General features: G+C 67.3%; 15 protein-coding genes. 8 read left to right on the top strand and 7 right to left on the bottom strand.

The features are described 5' to 3' along the window. Positions 1–90 precede the first annotated feature (90 nt). Together ACTIMF_RS02820 and ACTIMF_RS02815 are read left to right on the top strand one after the other, a co-directional pair. The gene (locus tag ACTIMF_RS02820; protein ID WP_442348751.1) at positions 91–783 is read left to right on the top strand and encodes a GNAT family N-acetyltransferase; all 693 of its coding nucleotides are present in this window, start codon (positions 91–93) and stop codon (positions 781–783) included. A gap of 4 nt (positions 784–787) precedes the next feature. After that, complete coding sequence (locus ACTIMF_RS02815) at positions 788–1,603, top strand: LppM family (lipo)protein (protein WP_442348750.1); 816 nt, start codon at positions 788–790, stop codon at positions 1,601–1,603. A 72-nt stretch (positions 1,604–1,675) separates the two neighbouring features. Here ACTIMF_RS02815 and ACTIMF_RS02810 read toward each other — a convergent pair whose 3' ends face one another. Next, on the bottom strand, positions 1,676–2,656 hold the full coding sequence (locus ACTIMF_RS02810) for a methylenetetrahydrofolate reductase (RefSeq protein WP_442348749.1): 981 nt from the start codon (positions 2,654–2,656) through the stop codon (positions 1,676–1,678). Positions 2,657–2,757: 101 nt separating this feature from the next. Here ACTIMF_RS02810 and ACTIMF_RS02805 point away from each other — a divergent pair, with 101 nt between their 5' ends. The 4 genes from ACTIMF_RS02805 to ACTIMF_RS02790 are packed head-to-tail and all read left to right on the top strand — an operon-like array spanning position 2,758 to position 7,752. Next, positions 2,758–3,864 (top strand): polyprenyl synthetase family protein, encoded by a 1,107-nt coding sequence (locus ACTIMF_RS02805; RefSeq protein WP_442348748.1) that lies wholly within the window; start codon positions 2,758–2,760, stop codon positions 3,862–3,864. After that, complete coding sequence (gene crtI, locus ACTIMF_RS02800) at positions 3,864–5,372, top strand: phytoene desaturase family protein (protein ID WP_442348747.1); 1,509 nt, start codon at positions 3,864–3,866, stop codon at positions 5,370–5,372. Before ACTIMF_RS02805 ends, crtI begins: the two co-directional genes overlap by 1 nt. A gap of 9 nt (positions 5,373–5,381) precedes the next feature. Then, on the top strand, positions 5,382–6,860 hold the full coding sequence (gene mptB / locus ACTIMF_RS02795) for a polyprenol phosphomannose-dependent alpha 1,6 mannosyltransferase MptB (protein WP_442348746.1): 1,479 nt from the start codon (positions 5,382–5,384) through the stop codon (positions 6,858–6,860). Then, positions 6,853–7,752, top strand: a complete 900-nt coding sequence (locus ACTIMF_RS02790; protein WP_442348745.1) for a phytoene/squalene synthase family protein — start codon at positions 6,853–6,855, stop codon at positions 7,750–7,752. Before mptB ends, ACTIMF_RS02790 begins: the two co-directional genes overlap by 8 nt. 19 nt (positions 7,753–7,771) lie before the next feature. Here the strand turns inward: ACTIMF_RS02790 and ACTIMF_RS02785 are convergent, their stop codons facing one another. After that, entirely contained in the window at positions 7,772–8,137 is a 366-nt protein-coding gene (locus tag ACTIMF_RS02785; RefSeq protein ID WP_442348744.1) for an Rv2175c family DNA-binding protein, read from the bottom strand. Positions 8,138–8,210: 73 nt separating this feature from the next. On the opposite strand from ACTIMF_RS02785, the gene ACTIMF_RS02780 reads away from it, so the two are divergent. Next, complete coding sequence (locus ACTIMF_RS02780) at positions 8,211–9,437, top strand: protein kinase domain-containing protein (protein WP_442348743.1); 1,227 nt, start codon at positions 8,211–8,213, stop codon at positions 9,435–9,437. Positions 9,438–9,501: 64 nt separating this feature from the next. Here ACTIMF_RS02780 and ACTIMF_RS02775 read toward each other — a convergent pair whose 3' ends face one another. Beyond that, a complete protein-coding gene (locus tag ACTIMF_RS02775) occupies positions 9,502–10,896 on the bottom strand; it encodes a class II 3-deoxy-7-phosphoheptulonate synthase (RefSeq protein ID WP_442348742.1) in 1,395 nt (464 codons plus the stop codon). A 10-nt stretch (positions 10,897–10,906) separates the two neighbouring features. Further along, entirely contained in the window at positions 10,907–11,407 is a 501-nt protein-coding gene (locus ACTIMF_RS02770; protein WP_442348741.1) for a polyadenylate-specific 3'-exoribonuclease AS, read from the bottom strand. Between the two features lie 41 nt (positions 11,408–11,448). Here ACTIMF_RS02770 and ACTIMF_RS02765 point away from each other — a divergent pair, with 41 nt between their 5' ends. Beyond that, on the top strand, positions 11,449–12,762 hold the full coding sequence (locus ACTIMF_RS02765) for a glycosyltransferase 87 family protein (RefSeq protein ID WP_442348740.1): 1,314 nt from the start codon (positions 11,449–11,451) through the stop codon (positions 12,760–12,762). Positions 12,763–12,774: 12 nt separating this feature from the next. Here ACTIMF_RS02765 and ACTIMF_RS02760 read toward each other — a convergent pair whose 3' ends face one another. The 3 genes from ACTIMF_RS02760 to ACTIMF_RS02750 are packed head-to-tail and all read right to left on the bottom strand — an operon-like array spanning position 12,775 to position 14,897. Continuing rightward, on the bottom strand, positions 12,775–13,500 hold the full coding sequence (locus tag ACTIMF_RS02760; RefSeq protein ID WP_442348739.1) for a lysophospholipid acyltransferase family protein: 726 nt from the start codon (positions 13,498–13,500) through the stop codon (positions 12,775–12,777). Between the two features lie 54 nt (positions 13,501–13,554). Then, positions 13,555–14,547: an ROK family protein gene (locus ACTIMF_RS02755; RefSeq protein WP_442348738.1), complete on the bottom strand. Its 993-nt coding sequence runs from the start codon at positions 14,545–14,547 to the stop codon at positions 13,555–13,557. Between the two features lie 2 nt (positions 14,548–14,549). Continuing rightward, positions 14,550–14,897, bottom strand: a complete 348-nt coding sequence (locus ACTIMF_RS02750; RefSeq protein ID WP_442348737.1) for a hypothetical protein — start codon at positions 14,895–14,897, stop codon at positions 14,550–14,552. Positions 14,898–14,900 lie beyond the last annotated feature (3 nt).

Here is a 14,900-nt window from a genome sequence, read left to right as displayed (position 1 = left end):
CAATTCCGCGCGCTAATGTCGTCGGCGAAGGATTCTCGGCCCGCCCGCGGTACGAGATCGCGGATAGCCGAGAGGAAAGGGGTGCGCGCCGTGACGTCTCCGTCCCCGTTCCGGATCGTTGCGCTCGACCCCGCCGACGCCGACCGCTGGCTCGACCCCGCGGTGCACATCTATGTGACGGCGATGGAGTATCCGCGGAGCACCGAGTACCACCGGTCCCCCCTGTGGCGCGACCACATCGCCCGCCCCGGCTGGTTCGCGGTCGGTGCGGTCACTCGAGTCTCCGCGGTCGACGCCCTGCGGCCCGCGGTCGCCCGTCTGCGCGTCGACGGACTCACGGGCTCCGAGCGCGAGATCCTGGTCGGTGTCGCCTACGGATACCGCGGAGCACGCGACCAGTGGTGGAACCAGCAGTTGCGGTCCGGGCTGCGTCGCACCGGCCGGACCGCCGATCAGATCGCCGCGTTCACCGCCGACTACTTCGAGCTCACCGAACTCCACGTTCACCCGATGGCACAGGGTAGGGGCGTCGGCGAGCGACTACTGACAGCCTTGCTCGCCGACCGACCGGAGTCCAAGGTACTGCTCTCGACCCCGGAGGTCCCGTACGAGGAGAACCGGGCATGGTCGCTGTATCGGCGCCTCGGGTTCGGCGACGTACTACGTCGCTTCACCTTCATCGGCGACCCTCGCCCGTTCGCGTTCCTGGGCAGGCCACTCCCGCTGACCGAACAGGTCGGCCCGTGTCGCGACGAAGATCGGCGCGGTCCTCTGGCACGATGACACCGTGAAGTCACTGTGTCGCGTCCCGATCCTCGCCGTCGTCGCACTGCTTGCGCTCGTCCCCTTGCTGTCCGGGTGCTTGACTAAGTCCACGACCGTCGGCGATCAGTTCTCGGGCCGCGTCATCGTCGCCACCAGTCCGGATTCGGGTCCCACGACGCCGGCCTTCGACATCCCGGCGTCACTGAGCGGACAGGTGTGGGCCTCGGAGTTCCCGACGAAGGACACCGCACCGGCGCCGACTGCCACGACGGCGCCGGACACCGGGGACACGCCCGCACCGACTGCGCAGGGCAAGGCGGGAGCCCAATTGTCGTTCGACCACCTGTCGACCGGCCAGTTCGGCCAGCTCGGCGCCATCGTCGCCGCGGCACTCCCCGACCAGACAGCGACGGTCGACATGAAGGTGACGCGCAGCGGCGACTTCGTGCGACTGCGCGGATCGGCGGCGCTCGCCGAACTCGACCAGAAGACGTCGTACCTCGCCATCACCGTCGACTTCGCCGGGCCGGTCGTCGCGACCAACGGCCAGCAGACCGGCGACTCGACCGTCACCTGGATTCCCGCGCCGGGCCAGACCACCGAGTTCAACGCGGACGCCGAGTACGCCGACCCTGCGACCGCGGCCGTCCCCAGCTGGTCATGGTTCATGCTGTTGCTGTGCGTGGCCGTGATCGTGTTCATCGCAGTCGCCGCTTACAAGAACCGCGACAACAATCCGCGCCCGGGACGAGTCCTCAAGTCCAAGCCGCTGCCCAAACCCTTGCAGAAGGTGGCCGACAAGGTCTCTAAGGACGAGACCGATCCTGAGGCCCCCTAGCCTAGTCTCCAACGGTCAACGGTCTGGCCCCGATGGGCCGGTGCCTCGAAAGGCCCAGGAAGCGCCCGAGCGTCAGGCCGGTGTGAGCGCTCCCCGGGTGTCGACACCGATCCGCTCAAGGACCTCACTGGTGGCCTTCGCGAAGTTCAGGGTGCAGAAGTGCAGACACGGAGCCCCCTCGGCGATCAATCGCTCCGAGGCCTCCGTACACAGGTCGATGCCGACGGCGCGCACCGCTTCCCGGTTCTCCTCCGGTCCGTCCCCCGCTGCGCGTGCGAGACGTTCTTCGACGTCGGCGGGAATCGTGCTACCCGACAACTCAGTCATCCGACGCGCGCCCGCGAGCGACGTGATCGGCATGAGCCCGGGAATGATCGGCTTTGCGCCCTGTTCCGGATCGGCGGCCGCCACTCGGTCGCGCAGCCGTAGGTAGTCCTCAACGTCGAAGAAGACCTGGGTGACCGAGTACTCCGCACCGGCACGCAGTTTTCGAACGAGGTTCTCTGTGTCGGCGTCCAGATCGGGAGCACTGTGGTGCCCTTCGGGAAATGACGCGACACCGGTGTGGAAGTCGCCGAGACCATCGATCATATCGACGAGTTCGGACGCGTACTCGACGCCGTCGGGGTGCGGGGTCCATGCGCCGAGCGGATCACCCGGCGGGTCGCCTCGCAGAGCGAGGAGATTGACGATCCCCTTGTCGGCGTACGCACCGACAAGGGCGCGAAGCTCGTCGACACTGTGGTTGACGGCTGTCAGGTGGGCGATCGTCAACAGGGTCGTCTCGGTCGCCAGCTCACCCGCGATCCGAACGGTGCGGTCCCTGGTCGATCCGCCTGCGCCGTACGTCATGGATGCGAAGGCGGGGTTCATTCGCTCGAAGACGCGGACTGCGCGCCAGAGCCGAGCCTCGGCTTCTAAGTCGCGTGGCGGAAAGAACTCGACAGAGAACGGCACCGGGCCGCTGCCTCGGGCCGCGATCGCTTCGACGACCGACTGGCCGCCCGCGCGGGCAGGCGCGGACACAGTTGCTTCACTCACGTCCCCGATCATACGGACGAGTCCAGCCCGCCCCGGCTCGATGCTTCGAACCCGCCGCCGTTCACCACGGCCGTGAGACTGGTCACCCCGTGCCGCCCCGGTAGGCTGACCGCGTGTTGAATCTGACCGATGTGCCTGCTGCCGTCGACGCGGTGCTGGACGAGTTCTTCCAGGCCACGGCACCGATCTTGGAGTCGATCTATCCGACGGTCGGCGACGGTGGCGCCGCTCTGCGAGAGTTCGTGATGACTGGCGGCAAGCGCATTCGTCCGATGTTCGTCTACGCGGGCCGTCGCTGCCCCGGCGATAAAATCACGGTGAGTGAAACTCCGAGAGACGGCGACGAGACGCTGCGGGTCTGCGCCGCGATCGAGCTCATTCAAGCGTGCGCGCTCATCCACGACGACATTCTCGACCGATCCGACACTCGACGAGGCAACCCGACGATTCACCGTCGCTTCGAAGCACTCCATCGCGCTCGAGGTTGGGGCCACGACCCCGCGCACTACGGCGACTCGGCAGCCATTCTGATCGGCGACCTCGCGCTGGCCTGGGCGGACGATCTGTTCCACGGTGCGCTGCCCGTCGCAATCGCCGACCAGACCACCCCACCGCGCCCCATTCCCTTCCCGGCCTCCGCGGTGTGGTCGCAGATGCGCACAGAGGTGTTGGCCGGTCAGTTCCTCGACATCACGAACGAGGCGTCGGGCGATGAGTCAACGACGGCTGCCGAACGTGTCATGACGTACAAGACGGCCGCGTACACGGTCGCGCGGCCACTCGAACTCGGTGCGACGTTGGGTGGCGCCGACGAGAACATGCGTCGCGAACTGCACGGGATCGGCATCGATCTGGGCGTCGCATTTCAGCTCCGCGACGACCTGCTCGGCGTGTTCGGCGACCCTGCCGAGACCGGCAAGCCGTCGGGGGACGATCTGGTCGCAGGCAAACGCACGGCGTTGCTCGCCGTCGCTCTTCGGAGCGCCGACGACGCCGCCCGCAGCGTCTTGCGAGAGAGCATCGGGCGCACTCTCGACGACGCCGAGATCGCCGCGGCCCGAGGAGTTCTCGTCGATTCCGGGGCGGTGGCGGAGATCGAACGACAGATCGCCGTGCGACGTGACGCAGGCCTGGCCCGGATCGATGTATTGGACTGCGACGAGTCGGCCCGCGCCGACCTGTGTGCGCTGGCGCATCGCATCACCGACCGGAGTCGGTGATGGCATCGCGCGTCGCCGTGATCGGCGCAGGCCTGTCGGGGCTGGCCGCCGCCGCCCATCTGCGCGCGACGGGACTCGAGGTGACCGTCTTCGAAGCCGAGGACTCCCCCGGCGGGCTCGTCCGCACCGAGACAATCGGAGGGCACCGATTCGACACCGGCGCAACGGTCCTCACCATGCCGTCGCTGATTCTCGGCGTGTTGACTGCGCTCGGTGTCGACGCCGACGAGGCGAACCGTCGCCTGGCTCTGCGCACCGTCGACCCCAGTTACGTCATGAACTACGCCGACGGCACGAGTCTGGCGGTTCCGCATGACGCCACCGCAATCCCTGCGGCAGTCTCATCGGTCTTCGGCGAGCAGGCGGGCGACGGCGTCGCCGATCTGCTGCGCTGGCTCCGCCGCGTGTACGACGCCGAATTCGACACCTTCATCGACCGCAACTTCGGCGGCCTTGCCGATCTGGCCGATGGGCGGACCCGGCGGGCAGCCGCCGAGCTGGTCGGTCTGCGGACCCTCGGCGGGCTCACCGGTGCGATCGCTCGATTCGTCACCGACGAGAAGTTGCAGCGCGCCTTCACTTTCCAGGCCTTGTACGCGGGCGTTCCGCCGCATCGCGCACGTGCGATCTACGCGATCATCCCGGATATGGACATCGGGCGAGGAGTCTTCGCGCCTGCCGGCGGGATGGGGCGGGTGGCACGAGTACTCGCCGACGCGCTCACCGACAGCGGCGTCGAGATCGAGTACCGGGCGCCGATCGCATCGATCCGTAGGGACGCGCACGGAAGGGTGAGCGGCGTCTCGACCGACGACACCGTCGTCCCCGTCGACGCTGTCGTCGCGACACTCGAACGGGACGGCGTCGCCCGGCTCACCGGCGAACGCCCGAGGCGTCGGCTGCGGTACTCGCCGAGCGCCGTCGTCGTGCACGGACTACTGCCCGCCGGAACCACCGACGCGTGGCGATCCGGGCATCACACGCTCGACTTCGGCGCAGCGTGGACACAGACCTTTGCCGAGATCACCGGGCGGCGTGGGCGAGTGATGTCCGACGGTTCGTTCCTGATCACTCGCAGCGCGGTCGGCGACTCGTCGACCTTCGTCGCCGGAGGATTGGAGTCGGTGTCCGTGCTGGCCCCGACACCCAACCTCGATTCGGCCGCTCTGGACTGGGATCGGATCGCCGAGCCGTACGTCGCGGAGATCCTCGGAACGCTCGCGTCGAGAGGATATCCGGGGATCGACTCCATGCGCGTCGTGCGCGTTGACCACCCGACGACGTGGTCGCGGGCCGGACTGCCTGCCGGCACCCCTTTCTCGGCGGCGCACACCGCAACGCAGACCGGTCCGTTGCGGACGGCCAACGTGTGGCCGACCAGCCCGAACCTCGTGCTCGCCGGAAGCGCGACGGTGCCGGGCGTTGGCATCCCTCCGGTCGTCGTGTCGGGTTCCCTGGCCGCGGTCCGCGTCACCGAACTGCTGCGCGCCAGGGATGGTGGGCGGTAGATGTCGACTGTGACTGATCGTGTACGCCGCTACCCTGATGCGGTCCTCGGACTCCTCGGGTCGGTGGCCGTCACCATCGGCACATACGGGTTGGCCGACGTGCCTCGCAACGATGCGACGCTGGAACGACTCGGTCTGGTGCCCATGTCGTACGGCCACGGCAAGACGCTGTCGGGGATCGTCTTCTGGCTCGGCATCACGGCCATGGTCGTCGCATGGGTCCGGATCGGCCGCGACCGCGAGTCGATGAGTCTGCGCGCGATGTCGACGACGGTCCTGGTGTGGGCGGCTCCGCTGATGTTCGCGATACCGGTGTTCAGTCGCGACGTGTACGCCTATCTAGGACAGGCCGCAGTCCTGGCCGCCGGCTTCGACCCGTACAACGACGGCCCGGCACACGTGCCCGGCCCGATCGTCGACTCGATGGCGCAGATCTGGGCACCCACGACGTCGCCGTACAACCCGGCGTTCATGCTGTTGGCACGTGGGGTCTTCGCCCTGACCGGCGAGAACGTGTTCGCCGGAGTGATGGTGTTCCGGCTGGTACTGCTCCCCGGATTGCTCTTGGCGCTGTGGGCGGTGCCGCGGATCGCCGAGCATTTCGGCGCAAGCCGACGTTCGGCGATCTGGCTCGCGCTGCTCAATCCGCTGTTGTTGATCCACCTCGTCGGCGGCCCACATGGCGAGATGCTGTTGATGGGCGTCGTCGCCGCGGGGATCGTTCTGGTGTGCGACGGCCGCCACGCGCGCGGGCTGGCGGTGCTGGGACTCGCCGTGTCGTTGAAGGTGACCGCAGGCGTGATCGTGCCGTTCGTAGTGTGGATCTGGCTCGACCATCTGCGCAAAGAGCGCGAGGTGTCCCTGCGTGACCGGATCGGCGTGTTCGCCGCGACCGCAGCGATTCCCGTCGCCGTGTTCGGCGCGTTCACCGTGGTCCTCGGCCTCGGGTTCGGCTGGCTGAACGGCCTCGCGTTCGCGAATCGAATCATCAACCCGTTCACGATCCCGACCGCGGCCGCGCATCTGATCGCCTGGGTGGCGTCGCCGTTCCACGCGTGGAATCTGCACGAGGTACTCGGAGTGACCCGAGACATCGGTTCCGTTGTGATGGCAGTTGCGCTCGTCTACTTCTGGTGGCGCGGGCGCCGCGACGAGCGAACGGCGATGGCCTTCATGTGTTGGGCGGTGTTCGCGGTGCTGGTGCTCGAGCCCTCGACACTGCCCTGGTACTACACGTGGGTCACCGTGCTCGTCGTCGCGTTCACGCTTCCGATGTGGGTGCGCCAGGTGATCGCGGCGGCGAGCGTCGTCCTGTTGATCCTGTTCCAGCCCGACGACTCGATCCTGTTCTACAAACCGTTCGAGTCACTGCTGGCGTTAGCCCTCGGCGTCCTCGCCGCGGTGTCCCTTCGCCGCCGAGATCCGCTGCGGCTGACTCGCTTCTGCGGTGTGCTCCGCCCAGGCGTCTCCCCCGACACCCGTGGCTGATCCGGGCCGCGGCTTCGCGATCGCTCGCGCCGTCACGGCCGATGCGGGCCGCACCTACTATCTCGCCTCTCGACTACTGCCGCTGCGCCGACGCCGCGCAGTGCACGCGCTGTACGCTTTCGCCCGGATCGTCGACGATGTGGTCGACGGCTCGGGATTCGTGCACTCACCCGGGGACCGTGTCGACATGCTCGACGCGGGCCTTGCGGCGGCCCTGGCCGATCGAGAAACGCCGTCGGGTCTAGAGCCCGGAGAAGCCGACGTCCTCGCCGCCCTCGCTGTCGCGGTGCACGACAACGGAATCGACGTCGGCACTTTCGACGCCTTCTTGCGTTCGATGCGGATGGACATCCCCGGCACGGATGTCTTCCGGTCCCGCTACCGCACCTTCGGCGAGCTCGCCGAGTACACGTACGGTTCCGCAGCGGTCATCGGCCTCCAACTGGTCCCGGTCCTGGGGGCCGACCCAACGCTCGCCGACGGAGCCGCCCTTCTCGGAGATGCGTTCCAGCTGACGAACTTCCTCCGCGACGTCGCCGAGGACCTGCGACGCGACCGGATCTACCTGCCGTTGAACGAACTCGGCGCGTTCGGCGTCGACGAGCAGTCGCTGCGCTCAGATCTGGACCGGCGTTCGACGAGCCGCCCGATGCGGCACGCGATCGCCCATCTGATCGCCGTAAATCGCGATCAGTATCGTCGCGCCGCCGGGTCGATCGCGCAGTTGCCACGCTCGAGCCGCCCCGCGATAGCTGCGGCCGCGGCGTCGTACGGTGACATTCTGCGCGTGATCGAAGACATGGGCTACGACGTCATGCGGACTCGGGCCGTGGTACCGACCCGCACTCGGATCGGCCACGCAGTGGCCGCGTCGTTGACCGCGGCGCGGTGACGGTGCTCGACGCAGCCGGTCAGAACGCCTGAGCTTGCGCGCGTCTGATCACTTCACGCGCGGAATGCGTGTGCAAAGCGTCTGCTGGGCGCAGCGCGAGATCGTCGTGTTCTTCGAACAGCCACGCCAACGCCTCGTCGCGGGTGTACCCGCCGTCGAGCAGGGTCGTGACGAGTCCTTCGAAGTGTTTCGCGAGACCGTCCGAGCCGAAGAACGCTGCCGGGATGACCGGCTGTCCGCCGCGCGAGGCGGCGAGCAGATTGTGGTCGCGGATCAGCGTGCGAATCCGGTTCGTGGAGACCCGCAGCCGGGCGGCGGCCTCCTCGAGGCTCAGCACGTCGGCGTCGTCGGGAAGGATGTCGATGGAAAGCGGAAGGGAACCCACGGACGATGACACTACCCGCCCGTGACCTCCAGGTCACACGACTAGCGGTGCGTTACGGGTAGATTCGATCACCGTGAACACCCCCGACGACCCGCTGATCGGCCGCGTCCTGGAACGCCGCTATCAGATCGACGCGCCGATCGCGCGCGGCGGGATGTCCGCAGTCTACGTCGGCACCGATCTACGGCTACACCGTCGTGTAGCGGTCAAGGTCATGGATGCACGCTATGTCGGCGATCCGCAATTCCTCCGTCGCTTCGAGTTCGAGGCGCGCGCAGTCGCCGGGCTCAGTCACCCGGGGCTGGTCGCGGTCTACGACCAGAGCATCGACGGCGAGATCGCTTTCCTCGTCATGGAGTTGGTGCGCGGCGGCAGTATCCGCGAACTCCTCCGTGAACGTGGACCGATGCCCCCGCACGCCGTGGTCTCGGTGGCCGTCCCGATGCTCGGCGGTCTCGGTACCGCGCACCGTGCGGGCCTGGTGCACCGCGACGTGAAACCCGAGAACGTACTGATCTCCGATTCGGGCGATATCAAGGTCGCCGACTTCGGCCTCGTACGCGCCGTGGCGGAGGCCGGGGTGACGTCGGCGAGCGTCATCCTCGGCACCGCGGCGTACCTCTCGCCCGAACAGGTCTCGTCGACCGATATCGACGCGCGCAGCGACGTGTACTCGGCCGGAGTACTGCTGTTCGAACTCCTCACCGGCCGTCAGCCGTTCAGCGGCTCAACGCAACTGGCCCTCGCCTACCAGCGACTGTCGTACGACGTTCCGGCGCCCGGAGACATCATCGACGGCATTCCACCTCAGATCGACGACATAGTGCTGCGTGCCACCGAACGCCATCCCGACGATCGCTTCGTCGACGGCTTCGACATGCAGCATGCGGTGCTCGACGCGGTCGACGAGCTCGGGCTTCCCGCGTTCACAGTGCCCGCACCCCACCAGGCGTCGGCCCGTGTCACCTCGGCCATCGCCCGTCCGGTTCGCCCACCGCGGGCGGCTCAGGCCGGCCCGGGTGCAATGGCCGGGACGCGACAGGCCGCCGAGCCGCACCTACCCGACGACGACACAGACTTCGACGACCCGCAGTACGACGATGACGACGAGTTCGACGACCCGGACTTCCGCGACCGCGACCCGCGACGTGAGCACCGTGGAGTCGACCGTCGAGACCACGACGTCGACTCGATGCCGGCCACTCGCCGTCTGACCGCGATCGTCTGGCTCGTTCTGATCGTTCTGGCCGCCGCCGGAATCGCTGCCGTCGGCTGGGCCGTCGGCGCGACCCTCGCCTGAGCCGCTCTCGGCCCCGCCCGGCACACGATCTGCGGGGACGCTCGGATCGGCAGTGGACGCTCGATCAGCCGCGTAGCATCTCGGCGACGAGGAACGCCAACTCCAGCGACTGCTGTGTGTTCAGACGCGGGTCGCAGGCCGTCTCGTAACGGCCCTCCAAGTCGAGGTCCGAGATGTCCTGGGCACCGCCGAGACATTCGGTGACGTCTTCGCCGGTCAGTTCGATGTGGACGCCACCCGGGTGGGTTCCGAGCGCACGATGCACCTCGAAGAAGCCCTGCACCTCGTCGACGACGCGATCGAAGTGGCGGGTCTTGAACCCGGTCGACGCGGTGTGGGTGTTGCCGTGCATCGGATCGCACTGCCAGATCACCTTGTGACCGGTCTCTTCGACAGCTTGCACGATCGCAGGAAGCACCTCGCGAACCTTGCCGTTGCCCATCCGCGAGACGAGGGTCAGGCGGCCCGGCCGGTTATCGGGGTCGAGCAGTTTCACGTACTCGACGGCCTGTTCCGGCGTTGTCGTCGGGCCGATCTTCATGCCGATCGGGTTGTTGATCAGCTTCGCCAGCGCGACGTGCGCGCCGTCGATCTGACGCGTGCGCTCACCGATCCACAAGAAGTGCGCCGACAAGTCGTACAACACCTGGGCGTCACCGCCCCGCGGATCGTCGGCCAGCCGCAGCATCGCACGCTCGTAGTCGAGGACGAGCGCCTCGTGCGAGGCGAAGATCGATGCCGATTCGAGGCTCGAATCGGTGACACCGCACGCATCCATGAACTTGAGGCCGCGGTCGATCTCCGCCGCGAGCGCTTCGTACCGGGCGCCGGCCGGTGACGTGCGGACGAACTCCCGGTTCCAGTCGTGAACCCGGGCCAGTCGGGCTTCCGCACCGGTGAGCGCGCGCACCAGGTTCATCGCCGCCGATGCGTTCGCGTACGCCCGCACCAGACGAGATGGATCGTGGACCCGGGACGCCTCGTCGGCGGCCAGCGAGTTCACCATGTCGCCGCGGTACGACAGGAGGCCGAGCGCGTCTGTGTCGGACGAGCGCGGCTTCGCGTACTGTCCGGCGATGCGCGCCACCTTCACCACGGGCAGGCTCGCGCCGTAGGTGAGGACGACGGCCATCTGCAGAAGCGTCCGGATGTTCCCCTTGATGTGTGGCTCGGTGTTGGCCGCGAACGTCTCCGCGCAGTCGCCGCCCTGCAGAAGGAACGCCCGACCGTGGGCGACCTCGGCCAATTGGTCGGAGAGCTTCTCGACCTCGGTCGGCATACAGATCGGCGGAACGCTCTCGAGGACTGTCCTCATCTTCCGCGCCGCTTCGGCAGGCCAGTTGGGCTGCTGCAACGCGGGACGCGCCAGCACGTCCTCGAACCGTTCGGCGAGCGAGCCGGGCAACGGCGGAAGTTCGGGAAGTTCGTCGAGCGGTACGTCTACGGTCCAGTTCACCACGCCGTTGAGCCTATCCTGCATCGCCTGCACCCGAACGCGCCGCCTCGATCGTGCGCCACTTGTTCAGGTTGTGCCGCGCGTCGGCGAGCGCGTCGTGCGCGTCTCTCGGAGCCGGCGGCAGTTTCGGTGAGCCCGCTTGCTCCCAGTGCTGTCGCAGTTCCCTGGTGAACCGCGGCATGTTCCGCGGCAGTTCGGTCATCGGCCCCCACAGTTGGCACAGGACGACGTGATCGTAGGCGGCGACCCACGCCCACAACTCGATCCGCCCCTCGCCCGCGCTGAGGAACTCGTGTAGTTCCTCGCGGATCGTCTGTCGTGACCGCCACGCCTTGTCGGCGGGTGAGGGCAGCTTGTCAAGGACGTTGGCGCGCACCCAACTGCCCGCCCGGTCAGGATCGAACTCTGTGCTGCACGCGTAGAACTCACGGCCGTCCTCGGCCGCCACGCCGATCGACACCAGTTCGATCGTCGTCCCGTCCTCAATGAACTCTGTGTCGTAGAAGTAGCGCACGGGGTGAAGGTTAGCGCGGGCGGTCAGTCCATACTCTTCCTATGCCCTCTTCGACCCGAGCCGCCGAAGCCGTGCTGCGTCGATGGCAGCCCGGGCCCGTGGTGACCGTTCTCTGCGCGCTCGCCTTCGCGGCGTCGTCCATCCTGCAGATCGCCGGTGTCCCGTTCACCTCCAGTTGGGGGACGCGGACCCGCTTCGACATGGACGTGTACCGGCTCGGAGGGCAACTCTGGCACCAGGGTTTCAGTCTCTACGCCGACGGATCGATGCCGTTCACGCAGGACGGGATCTGGCTCCCGTTCACGTACCCGCCGTTCGCGGCCTTGCTGTTCACACCGCTCGGCGAACTGTCCCTGGACGTGACGAGCACTGGTGTGTCGATCCTGACCGCCGTACTCCTCGTCTACGTCACCAAGCTGACATTGGATGTCCTCAGCGTCGGCGACCGCGCCAACCGCTGGCAGATCTCATTGCTGGCGTCGGCGGTCACCGTGTGGTTCAACCCGTTCTGGATGACGCTCGGATTCGGTCAGATCAATATGGTGCTGATCACTCTGACGATGGTCGACGTCTTCATCATCGGTCGACGCAGCGGCGCCGCGTCCGCTGTGCAGGGCGTCCTTGTCGGCGTCGCATCTGCCATCAAGCTGACGCCGCTGGTGTTCCTCGGAGTCTTCCTCGCCGCGGGTCGGGTCCGAGCGGCCATCGTCGGCGTGGCGACTTTCGCAGCGGCGGCGTTCATCGGCTGGCTGTGGATACCCGACGACTCGGTGACGTACTGGACCGACACCGTGTTCCACACCGGCCGGATCGGCGAGCCCGAGGGGCCGATCAATCAGAACCTCAACGCGCTGTGGCTGCGCTTGTTCGGCACCGATGGTTCGACCGCATCGATCCTCTGGATCGTGACGAGCCTCCTGGTGAGCATTCCCGCCGCATACGCCGTGTTCGCTGCGCGTCCGCGCGAGGCGTTCGCGCCGGGTCCGATCGGCGGCCGAGTCGACGCGATGGTCATCGCATGCAGCGTGGCCGTGTGGGGGCTGCTCGTCTCCCCGACGACGTGGGCGCATCACTGGGTGTGGTGTGTGCCTGCGATCGCGACATGTCTGGTGTTCTTCTCGCGTGCCCACACCCGACGAGTCCGATCGGTGTACGGCACGCTGGCTGCGGTCGGCACGGTGAGCTTCGCGATCGGACCGTTCCAACTGTTGCCGATTCAGAACGGCTGGGCGTGGTGGGAGCACATCGTCGGCAACACGTACCTGCTCTGGGGCATCGCGCTGCTCTTCGCATTCGGTCGGATGCCCTACCGCCGCACGTGCGTCGACGACGACGAGAGACTCGGTCAGGCGTGACCCGGACCGGACTCAGGCCGCGGGTTCGTCTCCGCCGATGATCTCCTCTGCCTTCGTGTAGGTGCCGTCGTCGTTCTTGAGCTTCGCTGCGTAGACATCGACGTACTGCTGGCCCGTCAACCGCATCAGCGCGTACATGATCTCGTCCGTGACGGCGCGTTCGATGAACCGATTGCCCGCCATGCCCTCGTAACGTGAGAAGTCCAGTGGTTCACCGACCTTGACGGTGATTCGAGTAGGATGCGGCAGAACGGTTCCCGGTGGGTTGATGCGGTCGGTGCCGATCATGGCAACGGGGATCACTGGGGCGCCGGTCTCCAGCGCCAGGCGTGCCAAACCTGTCTTGCCCTTGTACAGGCGCCCGTCCGGTGATCGCGTGCCCTCCGGGTACAGACACAACATGCCGCCGCCTTCGAGTACTCGCTTGCCGGCAGAGAGCGCATTGGCCGCGGCAGTTGCACCGGACCGATCGATCGGGATCTGTCCGGACGCGGAGAAGAACCACTTCTGGAAACTGCCTTTGAGTCCCGGACCCGTGAAGTACTCCGACTTGGCGAGGAAGAAGATACGGCGACGCACCATCAACGGTAGATAGAAACTGTCGACGACGGCCAGATGATTGGACGCGATCAGGGCCGACCCGTCGGTGGGGATCTTCTCGTGCCCCTCGATGCGCGGGCGGCCCATGAGCCGCAGCATAGGTCCCATGAGGACGTACTTGAAGAGGAAGTACCACATGTGTTGCCCCAGTTCCCTTCTACCCGAAGCCGCGCGGCTCCTCGGACGTGCAGATCACTCTACTTCGCCGCTCGTACGCGTCGCGGCCAATCCCTCCCGAGCCACCTCGGCTGCTCCGATGACGCCGGCGGTCTCCCCCAGTTGGGTGCCACGGATACGGGCGAGATGCCGATGCCCGGCACCGGTGACCGCAGCGGTGTAGTGCTCACGAGCGTCGTCGAGGAACAGTCCGGAAGCCGCGCCGACGCCGCCGGCGAGGACGATGAGGTCCGGGTCGAAGACGTCGGCGATCATTCCGAGTCCGACGCCCAGCCATCGTGCAAGGTCCGCGTAGGCGGCGACGCCGACGGGATCGCCGTCGGCTGCCGCGGCGGCCACCCGACGACCGGTGAGCGAACCCGGGTCCGCATCCGATTCCGCTGCGAGCGCGCTCCGCGGAAATCGCTGCGACGCAATGAGTTCGACGGCGGTGTCGACCAGTGCGGTACCGCTGCAGTACCGCTCCCAGCAGCCGCGCTTGCCGCACGCGCACGGACGTCCGTCGGGCACGACCCGCAGATGGCCGAGTTCGGGAGCGACTCCGAAACTCCCGCGATAGATCTCACCGCCCAGGATCAGGCCTGCACCGATTCCGGTACCGATGGCCAGGACCAGAGTGTTGTGCCCGCGGGCCGCCGCACCGAAGTGCAGTTCGGCGACGGCTGCGGCGTTGGCGTCGTGTTCGGCGAACACCGGCATGCCGATCCGCGCGGACATATCGGCCGCCACCGCAGCCTCCTCCCACGCCAAATGCGGCGAGAAGCGCACCACGCTGCGGTCCGGGGTCAGGAAGCCTGCGATCGCCAGCCCGACCGCCCCGATCGCCCAGCGGTCGCGTAGTTCGCCGACCAACCGGTCCAAGCAGTGTTCGACGGCATCGGTCGTCGCAGGTGTAGCGGTCCGCAGCGTGTCCAGGATTCGCCCGGTCGGATCGACGACGCAGGCTCGGACACTCGTACCGCCGATATCGATACCGACCGTCAGGTCCGATCCGGTCTGGTGATCCACGTCTACCTTCCCGTGTTCGAGATACGCACCGGTATCGACTCGAATCCGGTCGGTGCGGCGGTCGGTTCGGACGGCGCCGACCTCAACATCTCGGCGACCGCTTCGAGGACCGTGATGAAAGCGGTGAGGATGCGTGAGAGGAGATCACCGAACTCGGCCAGCAGCGTGCCGAGTTCGGTGAACAGTTCGGGAACCGGTCCTGAGCCGAAGGCCGACGTCGCCTCGTGCTGCCCACCGCCGATCACCGCGGCCAGCTGGTCGATGGTCGTCGCGAACCCGAGCAGGAGTTCTTGCACCGGATCGCCGACGGTGGCGTCTGCGGTGCGCGCATCGCGCTCGTCGTCGGACATCTC

Source organism: Gordonia sp. (in: high G+C Gram-positive bacteria) (genome assembly GCF_052106715.1).
Taxonomy (GTDB): domain Bacteria; phylum Actinomycetota; class Actinomycetes; order Mycobacteriales; family Mycobacteriaceae; genus Gordonia.
Note: the sequence above shows the minus strand (reverse complement) of the source record. Positions and strands in the feature narration are given on the sequence as shown.